The following is a 12365-nucleotide window of genomic DNA, read 5'->3' on the forward strand; positions in this document are numbered from 1 at the left end:
TCACGTCGGCCGGCGCCAGCGTGACATGGGGCCCGGCGGGGGCTCGGGGCGCTGCGGTCCCGCCAGGCGCGCGAACAGCGCGTCCAGCTCGGTCGGGCTCCGTGCGTCCGAGGCGGGAGGTGTCGGCGTGGCGGTGGAGGGATGGGCCGGGGCAGGGCCCGGAGCGAAAGCGGGAGCGGGCCGGGCGGCCGCCCAGGCGGGCACGGGCTGGGCCGGCGCGGCGACGGCCGGTGCCGGGCCGAACGGGCTCGCGAGCGGGGAGGCCGGCCGCGCGGGCGCGATGGCCGGAGCCGGTCGGACCGGCGCGGGCGGCGGCACGGGCGCGGCCTGCACCGGTTTCACCGGCGCGGCAGGCGGGGGCGGCACCGGGGCGGCAGGCGGGGGCGGCACCGGGGCGGCGGGCGGTTCCGGCGCGCGCTCGATCGGCGCGCCCGACAGCAGCGGCCAGCCGGCTCGGCCGTCGGCATCGGTCGGCTCGGGCGGTGCGAATTCCCTGTAGACATGCGAGTCGCCGCCGAACTTGCGAAACAGCCCGGCCACGTCTTCGGCGGATGGATCGTCGTTGCTCATGTGGAAGACCTCGCCAATCGGAGTTCGATCACCGCGCCGGGCTGCGCGGGGGACGGCAGCGCCTGCACCCGCAGCGAGGCGGGCAGGCGCTGGCCGGCGAACCAGGTCTGGTAGACGCCTTCGAGGAAACCGCTGCTCCAGCCGGTGGATTCGGGGCCGAAAGCCATGGCCAGCGGGCTGCAGGCATGGCGGATGCGCAGGCCGTCGGCTTCTTCGCGCAGCGTGCCGTAGCCCCAGTCGATGCTGTCCCAGCGGGCATTGAATTCGGTCTCGAGCTCGGCCAGGGTCGCGCAGGAAGGCACCGGAAAGGTGCGTGCCACGTTCTCGCCGATGCGGAAGAAAAGCTGGTGCAAATCCTCGGGCGGAAGCCCGGCGGCCAGTTCGGCTGCCATGCCGCGGTTGAATGCGAGCCACTGCGCGCTGCAAGCCCGGCGTTCAAAGTGATCGATGACCCCGTTTGTTTCTTCCATGCTGGGGCATTCTCTGGGAATGGTTAACGATTGACAACAATCGTTTACTGAGTTGGTACTAGTTCACAGCTGATTGTCGGGAATTCGTGACGATCCAGTCGCGTTCCGCCCTGTTCCGTTCAGTGCGATCCATGGCCCCGACTTTGAAGGCGACTTCCCTGGATCGAGCCGGTAACTTAAGTGTTACGTATTCGTCAGCCAAATGGATTCGCTGAATCCGGGGTTTCCCCAGGAGGTCCGGATGGCTGGGGCGCGGAGGCGCGGGTGCCCGTTCCAGCGTGTGGCGGATTGGCGACGAAACGATGAGGATGTCGAAGTTCGGCCGCTTCAGCCCGGCATGCGCTCGGCCGGCGCCGAGCCCGCTCGCACCACGCCGCGGCCAGCGGTCTTGGCCGCATAGCAGGCCTCGTCGGCCGCATGCAGCCAGGCCTCGACGCTGCGCGTCTGCGGCGTGAGGCTGGCCACGCCGATGCTCGCGCCGATGCGCAGGTCCGCGGGCAGCGAGGGCATGGCGATCTCGGCGATCGAGGCCACGATGGCCTCGGCCACGCGCACCGCATCGGCATGGCGGCAGCGCTCGAGCAGCAGCACGAACTCGTCGCCGCCCAGCCGCGCCGCCAGGTCGCCCGCGCGCACCCGCGAGGCGATGGCGCTGGCGGCCGCGCGCAGCATCGCGTCGCCGGTCAGGTGGCCGCCGGTGTCGTTCACGCGCTTGAAGTTGTCGAGGTCGATGAAGACCATCGCGGCCGGCATGGTGGCCGGCAGCCCCGCGATCAGCCGTTGCGCATGGGCCTCGAAGCGCTGGCGGTTGGCCAGCCCGGTCAGGCTGTCGTGCGCGGCCGACCATTCGAGCGCCGCGCGGATGCGGCGCTGCTGGTCGATGTCGGTCAGGATCCAGATCGTGCCGAGCTCCATGCGCGCCACGTCCACCGGCTTGCTGCGCAGCCGGGCCCAGAAGCGGCTGCCGTCGGGCCGCTGCACCTGGCATTCGCCCACGTAGGCCTGGTCGGCGCCGAATGCCAGTGCCTCGAGCGCGGCCAGCGGGGTTTCGCCCGGCTCGGGCGGCACCAGCACCTTGCCGGTCAGCCGGCCCAGCAGGTCCTCGCGCGCGCAGCCCAGCAGCCGGCAGAGCTCGTCGCTCGCGAGGTCGAAGCGCCCGTCGCGCACCAGCGCGATGCCGACCGGCGCCGCGCGCATCACCGAGCCGAGCTTGGCGATGCTCTCGCTGTTGAGCCGCTCGAGCTCGGCGCGCTGGATGCCCACGCGCCGCAGCACGTTGCCGAGCTGGCCGATCTCGCCGCCGGCGCGCGGCCAGCCGTCGGCCGCGCCCATGCTGCCGTCGAACAGGTGCTGGGCGCGCCGCTCCAGCAGGCGCAGCGGCCGCAGGCCCCACCACAGCAGCGCGAGCAGCCCCAGCGCCAGCGGCGCGACGATCAGGCCGGCCCAGCGCAGCGACTGGGCGCGCGCGGTGGCGAAGGGCGCGGTCAGTTCGGACTGGGGCCGGGTGCGCCACACCATCCAGTCGGGCCCGGCCACGCCGGCGGCGCTGGCGATCTCGCCGGGCTGCGGCAGCGCCACGCCCGCGGGTTCCGCCGGGCTGTGCTCGGCGGTCCAGGCCTTGAAGGCCTGCCCCAGGCGCGGTTCGTCGGTGAGCGAGCCCATGATCCGGCGCCGGTCGGGATGCGCGAGCACGCGGCCGTCGAGCGTGGTGACGACCAGCAGCGCGTTGTCGTCGCCGGCCTGCGGGTCGACCAGGCCGTCGAGCAGGTCGCGGCTGGACAGCCGCAGCACGCCGCCGAACACCGCGTAGATGCCCGAGGCGTTGCGCGCCGGCTGGGTGAACACCACGATCGGCTCGCCCGACAACGGGCCGTTCAGCGGCTCCGAGACGATCGCCCGGCCCTCGGCCAGGGTGCGGCGGAAGTAGTTGCGCTGGGTCAGCGGCAGCGGCGGGCGCGAGACGCCGTTCTCGGCATCGACCAGGATGCGCACTTCGCCGTCGGGGCGCGCGATGTAGAGCACGGTGAAGAGCCCGCGCAGGATCGGCTTGCTGTCCATGAAGCGCGCCAGCGCCGCGGGGTCGTCGAGCGTGGCCTCGTCGAGCGATTCGGCGACCGACAGCAGCGCGCGCTGCAGCTGGACCACGCTGCGCGAGAGCAGGGCGGCGGTGCGGGCCGACTCGCCGAGTTCGCGGCGCTGCTGCGCGGCGAGCAGGTCGCGCTCGGCGATGCCCAGCAGCACGCTGGTGCTCAGCGCGATGCCCAGGGCCAGCGCCACGATGCCGCCCAGCGTGAGGCGGACCTTGAGCGATCCGAACACGCGCTCGAGGCGCCCGCGTGGCCGGCCGATCATCAGATCATCCGTGCGGTCGGCCGCTGCGCCCGCGCTTTTCGAGGTACATCGCGGCATCGGCCAGGCGCAGTGCCTCCTCGGCCGTGGTGAAGCGCGGATCGACCGCCACCGCGCCCACGCTGGCGCCGCCGTAGCCGATCTCGACCGCGCCGAGGTGGAAGTGGCCGACCGTGGCGGCCGCCACGCGCTGGCCGAGCGCCTCGGCCGCGGCCGGCGATTCGCCGCCCGCGAGCGCGGGGCCCGGACCGACCACCACGAACTCGTCGCCGCCGAGGCGGGCCAGCAGGTCGCCGGCGCGCAGCGTGCCGTGCAGCCGGCGCGCGATCTCCACCAGGAAGTCGTCGCCGGTCTCGTGGCCGTGCAGGTCGTTGATCTTCTTGAAGCCGTCGAGGTCGACGAAGGCGACCAGCACGCCGGTGCCGTCGCGCTGGCCCTGGGCCAGCATGCGGCGCAGGCCCTCGAGGAAGGCGCGCCGGTTCGGCAGGCCGGTCAGCGCATCGGTCGCGGCATGGGTGGCGAGCTCGGCATTGGCCGCCGAGAGCCGCTGGAACAGCTGCTCGCGCTCGACCTGGTGGCCGATCAGCCGCGCGAACAGGCCCAGTACGTTGGTGGCGTTGGCCGGCAGCGGCTGGCGCTCGGCGCTGGCCGCGCACAGCGTGCCGTAGAGGCCGCCGCTGTCGGTGCGCACCGGCGTGCTCACATAGGTCTGGATGCCGAGCTGGCGCGCGGCATCGGAATCACCCCAGCATTCGGCGACGTTGTCGGTGTAGACGCGGCCCTCGTCGAGGGCGCGCTTGCACAGGGTGTCGCCCCAGGGCACGGCGAGGCCTTCGGGGATCTGCAACTGGCGCGCGTTGCGCGCGTACAGGATGTGCTGGAGCCCCTGCTCCAGGTCGATGCGCGTGAGATAGGTCGATTCCAGGCCGGTCACGGCCTCGAGCATCTCGAGCATGGGACGGGTCAGGTCCTCGAGGGTCCTGGCCGACGATACGGAACTCGAAAGCTGGGTCAGCAATGTGTCCATGGGGTGCATTCTGCCGTTTGGACAGAAAAAAGAAACATTTGGTATTCAATTCACAAGAATTTGTGAACTTTTGTCGCGAAAGAGGCCCGGCGGAGCGGGCCGCCGGGCTGGCCACTCAGGCCTCCAGGGCTTCCATCAGCTCGGTCTCGATCGCGGCCTGCGTGCGCTGGCCTTGCAATTCGGGTCCGCTGATGAGAAAGCTGTCTTCGACCCGCTCGCCCAGGGTCGTGACCTTGGCGAGCTGCAGGTTCAGGTGGTGCCGCGCGAGCACGCGCGCCACCGAATAGAGCAGGCCGGCGCGGTCGCTGGCCGAGATGCTGAGCACCCAGCGCTGCGCCTTCTCGTCGGGCACCAGGCTGATGCGCGGCTTGATCGGGAAGCTGCGCACCCGGCGCGACACCCGGCCCATGCTCGGCAGCGGCAGGGCGCCGGCCTCGGTCAGGGTCTGCGCGAGCCCCGTCTCGACCATGTTGATCAGGTCGCGGTAGTGGTCGGGCAGGAAGGTGGTCACCACCTGGAAGGTGTCGAGCGCGTAGCCGTTGCTCGCGGTGTGGACCTTGGCGTCGAGGATGCTGAACGAGGCCTGGTCGAAGTAGCCGCAGATGCGCGCGAACAGGTCGGGCTGGTCGGGCGTGTAGACCACCACCTGCAGCCCTTCGCCCACCGGCGACAGGTGCGCGCGGACCACGGGCGGCGCGGCCGGATCGATCGGCACGTTCTTCGGCGGCACGAAGCGCGACAGCTGCATCGCGTGCCAGGCGATCTCGCTGGCGTCGTGGCGCATGAAGTAGCCGACGTCGAGCGTGTCCCACAGCGCCTTGTGCGCCTCGAAGCGCTGGGCATGCAGCGCGAGCTGCACCAGCGCCTCGCGCTTGCGCGACTCGACCTCGGTGTCGGGATCGGGCATGCGCCCGCCGAGCGCGCGCAGGGTGTAGCGGTAGAGGTCCTCGAGCAGCTTGCCCTTCCAGGCATTCCACACGCGCGGCGAGGTGCCGCGGATGTCGGCCACGGTCAGCAGGTACAGCGCCGTGAGGTAGCGCTCGTTGCCCACGCGGCGCGCGAAGGCGCCGATCACCTCGGGGTCGCTCAGGTCCTGCTTCTGCGCCACCTGGCTCATCACCAGGTGCTCGGAGACCAGGAACTCGATCAGCTTCGAGTCTTCGCGCGAGATGCCGTGCTGCTTGCAGAAGCGCGCCACGTCGCGCGCGCCCAGCGTGGAATGGTCGCCGCCGCGGCCCTTGGCGATGTCGTGGAACAGCGCGGCCACGTACAGCAGCCAGGGCTTGTCCCAGCCGGCCGCGAGCTGCGAGCAGAACGGGTACTCGTGGGCGTGCTCGGCGATGAAGAAGCGCCGCACGTTGCGCAGCACCATCAGGATGTGCTGGTCGACCGTGTAGACGTGGAACAGGTCGTGCTGCATCTGCCCCACGATGCTGCGGAACACGCGCAGGTAGCGCCCCAGCACCGAGGTCTGGTTCATCAGCCGGAAGGCATGCGTGATGCCGTAGGGCTGTTGCAGCATCCGCATGAAGGTGTCGTGGTTCGCCGGGTCGTTGCGGAACTTGCTGTCCATCACATGGCGCGCGTTGTAGAGCGCGCGCAGCGTGCGCGCCGACAGGCCCTTCACGCCGATGGTCTTCTGGTAGAGCAGGAAGGTCTCGAGGATCGCGTGCGGCTCGCTCTCGTAGAGGTCGTCGCGCGCGATCTCGATCAGGCCGGCGCGCTCGAAGAAGCGCTCGTTGATCGGCGTCGGCTGCTCGTCGATCGGCTGCAGCCGCTCCGAGATGTTGAGCAGCAGGATCTGGTTGAGCTGCGAGACCGCCTTGGCGGCCCAGTAGTAGCGCCGCATCAGCGCCTCGCTCGACTTGCGCTGCGATTCGCTCACGTAGCCGAAGCTCGCGGCCACCGCGGTCTGCAGGTCGAACACCAGCCGGTCCTCGCGCCGGTTGGCGATCACGTGCAGCCGCGCGCGGATCAGCGACAGCAGCGCCTCGTTGCGCTTGATCTGCTGCGCCTCGAAGGGCGTGGCCAGGCCGTTGCGCGCCAGGTCGTCCCAGCGGCTGCCGAAGCCCGCGGCCTTGGCGACCCAGAGGATGGTCTGCAGGTCGCGCAGGCCGCCCGGCGATTCCTTGCAGTTGGGCTCGAGCGCGTAGGGCGTGTTGTCGAACTTCTGGTGCCGGTGCCGCATCTCCTGCGACTTGGCGATGAAGAAGGCCTGCGGGTCGATCACCGTGCCGAAGCGCTTGCGGAAGGTGGCGAACAGCTTCTTGTCGCCCGCGATCAGCCGCGCCTCGAGCAGCGAGGTCTGGACCGTGACGTCCTTCTCGGCCTCGGCCAGGCATTCCTCGATGGTGCGCACGCTCGAGCCGATCTCCAGGCCGGCGTCCCAGCACTGGCCGATGAAGGCCTCGAGCCGCGCCGGCTCGACCGCCTGCTCGCCGCCCTCGGGCGGCAGCAGCAGCAGCACGTCGACGTCGGAGTAGGGGAACAGCTCGCCGCGCCCGTAGCCGCCGACCGCCACCAGCGCCAGACCGTCGCCGAAATCGGCGTCCTGCCACAGCGTCTGCAGGTTCTCGTCGGCCAGCGCCGCGAGCTGGCGCAGCACCGTGTGCACGCTGCGCGTGGGCGCGCGCGCGAAGCGCAGGGTTTCGAAAAGGGCGAGCTTCTTCGCGCGGTAGGCTTCGCGCAGCGTCGCGACGTCGTGTCGAGCGGCTTCGATCATGGCGGTGGGGTGGCGCGGCCGGCCGCGCGGCTCATGTCTTGATGGCGCTCACGAACGACGGCAGCGGCGGGCTGCCTTCGGACAGGGTCAGCACCTCGTAGCCCGTTTCGGTGACCAGCACCGTGTGCTCCCACTGGGCCGAGAGCGAATGGTCGCGCGTGACGATGGTCCAGCCGTCGTACTGCCCGCCCTTGAAGTCTTCCTTCACGTCGCGCTTGCCGGCGTTGATCATCGGCTCGATGGTGAAGATCATGCCGGGCTTGAGTTCTTCCATGGTGCCCGGGCGGCCGTAGTGCAGCACCTGCGGTTCTTCATGGAAGCGCTGGCCCACGCCGTGGCCGCAGAACTCGCGCACCACCGAGAAGCCCTGGCCCTCGGCGAACTTCTGGATCGCATGGCCGACGTCGCCCAGGTGGGCACCGGGGCGCACCTGCAGGATGCCGTGCCACATGGCCTCGAAGGTGATGTGGCACAGGCGCTTGGCCGCGATCGAGGCGTCGCCCACGACGTACATGCGCGAGTTGTCGCCGAACCAGCCGTCCTTGATGACGGTGACGTCGACATTCATGATGTCGCCCTTCTTCAGGGGCTTGTCGTTCGGGATGCCGTGGCACACCACGTGGTTGACCGAGGTGCACAGCGACTTGGGGAAGGGCACGCTGCTGGCGCCCATGTAGCCCACCGTGGCCGAGGTGGTGCCCTGCTTGACCATGTACTCGGCGGCCAGGCGGTCGACGTCGTTGGTCGTGATGCCGGGCTTGATGAAGGGCGTGAGGTAGTCCAGCACCTCGGACGCGAGGCGGCAGGCGACGCGCATGGCGGCGATGCCCGCGGCGTCTTTGTAGGTAATGCTCATGCGTGGAATTATCCCATCCGGGCGAAGAAATCAGCGCCCGAACGGGCTCTGGCCGGCCGCCCGGGCGAGGCTTTCGCCATGACCTAAAATTCGCGTCCTGCGCGGACGGCCCCAGTCAGCGGCCGCCCGCCCACGGATTTCCAGACCTCTCCAAAGCCCAACGCGGCCCCAAGGCCCCACCCATCGTGACGCAGTCCGCTTCCGTTTCCACAGCCCTTCCCGTCGTAACCATCTTCGAGGGCGGCAGCGCACTCAGCGAATTCCGCGCGCGGCAGCTCCTGCCGAAGCTCCAGGCCGTCGATCCGCGCATCGAGGGCATCGCCGCGCGCTTCGTGCACCTGGTGGTGACCGACGGCGCGCTCGACGCCGCGGGCCGCGAGCGCTTCGCGGCGCTGCTGAGCTACGGCGAGCCCTTCGAGGCGCCCGCCGCCAAGGCCTCGGCGGCGGTGGTCGTCACGCCGCGCCTGGGCACCGTGTCGCCCTGGGCCTCCAAGGCCACCGACATCGCCCACAACTGCGGCCTGGCGCTGCGCCGGGTCGAGCGCGTCACCCAATACCACCTGAAGCTCAAGGCCCCGCTGCTGGGCAAGGCGCCGGTGCTCGAGGGCGAGGCGCTGGCCGCCGCGGCCGGCCCGCTGCACGACCGCATGACCGAATCGGTGCTCGCCACGGTCGACCAGGCCGCCAGCCTGTTCAGCGAGCTGCCGGCCCAGCCCATGGCGACGGTCGACGTGCTGGCCCAGGGCCGCGCGGCGCTGGAGGCAGCCAACACCGGCTTCGGCCTGGCGCTGGCCGAGGACGAGATCGACTACCTGGTCGATGCCTTCACGAAGCTGGGCCGCAATCCCAGCGACGTCGAGCTGATGATGTTCGCCCAGGCCAACAGCGAGCACTGCCGCCACAAGATCTTCAACGCCGACTTCACGATCGACGGCGCGGCGCAGCCGCAGAGCCTGTTCTCGATGATCCGCCACACCGAGCGCCAGAACCCCCAGCACACGGTGATCGCCTATGCCGACAACGCCTCGGTGATGGAGGGCGGCGAGGTCGAGCGCTTCATCCCGCGCGGCGCCGGCGCCGCGAGCGCGCCGGCCTACACCAAGGACACGGCACTGACCCACGTGCTGATGAAGGTGGAGACGCACAACCACCCGACGGCGATCTCGCCGTTCCCGGGCGCCTCGACCGGCGCCGGCGGCGAGATTCGCGACGAGGGCGCCACCGGCCGCGGCTCCAAGCCCAAGGCCGGCCTGACCGGCTTCACGGTCTCGAAGCTCTGGCCCGAGGAGGGCCACTACGGCAAGCCCGAGCACATCGCGAGCCCGCTGCAGATCATGACCGAGGGCCCGCTGGGCGGCGCCGCCTTCAACAACGAGTTCGGCCGGCCCAACCTGCTGGGCTACTTCCGCGAGTACGAGCAGGCCCTGGCGAGCGACCTCGACACGGTGCAGCGCGGCTACCACAAGCCGATCATGATCGCGGGCGGCCTCGGCAGCATCGACGCCACGCAGACCAAGAAGATCCGCTTCCCGGCCGGCTCGCTGCTGATCCAGCTCGGCGGCCCCGGCATGCGCATCGGCATGGGCGGCAGCGCCGCCAGCTCGATGGCCACCGGCGCCAACGCGGCCGAGCTCGACTTCGACTCGGTGCAGCGCGGCAACCCCGAGATCGAGCGTCGCGCGCAGGAGGTCATCAACCACTGCTGGCAGCAGGGCGCGGCCAATCCGATCCTCGCGATCCACGACGTGGGCGCGGGCGGCCTGAGCAATGCCTTCCCCGAGCTGACCAACGACGCCGGTCGCGGCGCGCGCTTCGACCTGCGCGCGGTGCCGCTCGAGGAATCGGGCATGGCGCCGAAGGAGATCTGGTGCAACGAGAGCCAGGAGCGCTACGTGCTGGCGATCGCGCCCGAATCGCTCGAACAGTTCAAGGCCTTCTGCGAGCGCGAGCGCTGCCCCTTCGCGGTGGTCGGCGCGGCGACCGAGGAGCGGCAGCTGCTGGTGGCCGACGAGGGCGCCGCGCTGCAGCCGGTCGACATGCCGATGGACGTGCTGCTGGGCAAGCCGCCCAAGATGCACCGCGACGTGCAGTCGGTGGCGCGCAGCTTCCGGCCGCTCGACCTCACGGGCGTCGACCTGCAGAAGGCCGCGATCGACGTGCTGTCGCACCCGACCGTCGCCTCCAAGCGCTTCCTGATCACCATCGGCGACCGCACCGTGGGCGGCCTGAGCCACCGCGACCAGATGGTCGGCCCGTGGCAGGTGCCGGTGGCCGACTGCGCCGTGACCCTGGCCGACTACCAGGGCTTCGCGGGCGAGGCGATGAGCATGGGCGAGCGCACGCCACTGGCCGCCTACGACGCGCCTGCTTCGGGCCGCATGGCGGTGGCCGAGGCCATCACCAACCTGCTGTCGGCGCCGATCGAGCTGTCGCGCGTCAAGCTGTCGGCCAACTGGATGGCCGCCTGCGGCGAGCCCGGCGAGGACGCCGCGCTCTATGCCACGGTCAAGGCCGTCGGCCTCGAGCTGTGCCCGGCGCTGGGCATCTCGATTCCGGTCGGCAAGGATTCGCTGTCGATGCGCACGCAGTGGAAGGAGGGCGGCGAGACGAAGAAGGTGACCTCGCCGGTCAGCCTGATCGTGAGCGCCTTCGCCTCGCTCGACGATGTGCGCGGCACGCTCACGCCGCAGCTCGACGCCAATGAGGAGGACAGCACGCTGGTGCTGGTCGACCTCGGCCGCGGCCAGCACCGCATGGCTGGCAGCATCCTGGCGCAGACGCTGGGCCAGAGCGGCGACACCGTGCCCGACCTCGACGATCCGGCGCAGCTGGTGGCACTGGTCAATGCCGTCAACGCACTGCGCGCCGACGGCAAGATCCTCGCCATGCACGACCGCAGCGACGGCGGCCTGTTCGCCGCCGCCTGCGAGATGGCTTTCGCGGGCCATGTGGGCGTGGCGCTCAACGTCGACATGCTGGTCACCGAGGGCGACGGCATCTCCGACAGCCGCATGGAGACCGGCGACGCCAAGAACTGGGCGCAGCAGGTCAGCGCGCGGCGCGAGGAGCTCACGCTCAAGGCGCTGTTCAACGAGGAGCTCGGCATGCTGCTGCAGGTGCGCACCGCCGAGCGCAACGAGGTCATGCAGGTGCTGCGCGCCCACGGCCTGAGCACCCACAGCCATTTCGTCGGCAAGACCCGGCCCGCGAGCTCGGCCATCGAGGCCGGCAAGGGCAAGCTCGAGGTGTGGCGCGATGCCAAGTCGGTGTTCAGCGCCAGCCTGCACGACCTGCACCAGGTCTGGGACTCGGTGAGCTGGAAGATCGCGCGCGAGCGCGACAACCCGGCCTGCGCCGATGCCGAGCACGCGGCGGCCGGCGAGCCCGCCGACCCGGGCCTGCACTGGCATCTGCCGGCTGCCGTCGAGCCTGCCGAGCCCGCCGCACCCGCGGTGCTGGCCTCGCGGCCCAAGGTCGCGATCCTGCGCGAGCAGGGCGTGAACTCGCACGTCGAGATGGCCTATGCCTTCAACGAGGCCGGCTTCGAGGCCTTCGATGTCCACATGACCGACCTGCAGGCCGGCCGCGCGCGGCTCGCCGACTTCAAGGGCGTGGTGGCCTGCGGCGGCTTCAGCTACGGCGACACGCTGGGCGCCGGCATCGGCTGGGCCCGCAGCATCACCTTCAACCAGCGCCTGGCCGACGAGTTCAAGCGCTTCTTCGGCCGCGCCGACACCTTCGGCCTCGGCGTGTGCAACGGCTGCCAGATGTTCGCCGAGCTGGCCGACATCATCCCCGGCGCCGAGGCCTGGCCGCGCTTCACAACCAACCAGAGCGAGCGCTTCGAGGCCCGCCTGTCGATGGTCGAGGTGCTCGATTCGCCGAGCCTGTTCTTCGCGGGCATGGCCGGCGCGCGGCTGCCGATCGCGGTCGCGCATGGCGAGGGGTACGCCAACTTCAAGCATCGCGGCGATGCCTCGAAGGCCATCGCGGCCATGCGCTTCGTCGACAACCACGGCCAGCCCACCGAGCAGTACCCGTTCAACCCGAACGGCAGCGCCGGCGGCCTGACCTCGGTGACCACGGCCGACGGCCGCTTCACCGCGGTGATGCCGCATCCCGAGCGCGTGTTCCGCAACATCCAGATGAGCTGGAACGGCGGCGACGCGAGCGAGCGCAGCCCCTGGATGCGCATCTGGCGCAACGCCCGCCGCTGGGTGGGCTGATCGCCGACGGCAAGGGTCCCAATCCGGCAAGGCCGGTGGGGCCTTTGATGGCCGCCTGCGCGACGGGACCGGTAGACTCGGCCGCATGCTGCGCACTTCCGCTCCCACGCTGACCGCACCGGCCCTGCCGGGCGCGCTCGCGCGT

At 70.8% G+C, this 12365-nt stretch carries 7 protein-coding genes; 1 reads left to right on the forward strand and 6 read right to left on the reverse strand.

All coding sequences use genetic code 11. The annotated features are described in order from the left end of the window. From bcsR to map, 6 genes are all read right to left on the reverse strand, one after another. Positions 1-570 carry a BcsR/BcsP family cellulose biosynthesis protein gene (gene bcsR / locus KV106_RS00470; protein ID WP_261205647.1) on the reverse strand — a complete coding sequence of 190 codons (570 nt, stop codon included), beginning with the start codon at positions 568-570 and terminating at the stop codon, positions 1-3. Continuing rightward, the gene (gene bcsD / locus KV106_RS00475) at positions 567-962 is read right to left on the reverse strand and encodes a cellulose biosynthesis protein BcsD (RefSeq protein ID WP_261205648.1); all 396 of its coding nucleotides are present in this window, start codon (positions 960-962) and stop codon (positions 567-569) included. The genes bcsR and bcsD overlap by 4 nt, the downstream gene beginning before the upstream one ends. A 405-nt stretch (positions 963-1367) precedes the next feature. Continuing rightward, positions 1368-3392: a sensor domain-containing diguanylate cyclase gene (locus KV106_RS00480; protein WP_261205649.1), complete on the reverse strand. Its 2025-nt coding sequence runs from the start codon at positions 3390-3392 to the stop codon at positions 1368-1370. Between the two features lie 4 nt (positions 3393-3396). Beyond that, the gene (locus tag KV106_RS00485; RefSeq protein ID WP_261205650.1) at positions 3397-4416 is read right to left on the reverse strand and encodes a sensor domain-containing diguanylate cyclase; all 1020 of its coding nucleotides are present in this window, start codon (positions 4414-4416) and stop codon (positions 3397-3399) included. 115 nt (positions 4417-4531) lie between these two features. After that, a complete protein-coding gene (locus tag KV106_RS00490) occupies positions 4532-7138 on the reverse strand; it encodes a [protein-PII] uridylyltransferase (RefSeq protein WP_057597055.1) in 2607 nt (868 codons plus the stop codon). Between the two features lie 31 nt (positions 7139-7169). Beyond that, positions 7170-7994 carry a type I methionyl aminopeptidase gene (map, locus tag KV106_RS00495; RefSeq protein ID WP_057597054.1) on the reverse strand — a complete coding sequence of 275 codons (825 nt, stop codon included), beginning with the start codon at positions 7992-7994 and terminating at the stop codon, positions 7170-7172. Between the two features lie 185 nt (positions 7995-8179). Here map and purL point away from each other — a divergent pair, with 185 nt between their 5' ends. Then, complete coding sequence (gene purL, locus KV106_RS00500) at positions 8180-12220, forward strand: phosphoribosylformylglycinamidine synthase (RefSeq protein ID WP_261205652.1); 4041 nt, start codon at positions 8180-8182, stop codon at positions 12218-12220. Positions 12221-12365: the final 145 nt, after the last annotated feature.

It is taken from the genome of Variovorax endophyticus, from assembly GCF_025376855.1.
Taxonomy (GTDB): domain Bacteria; phylum Pseudomonadota; class Gammaproteobacteria; order Burkholderiales; family Burkholderiaceae_C; genus Variovorax.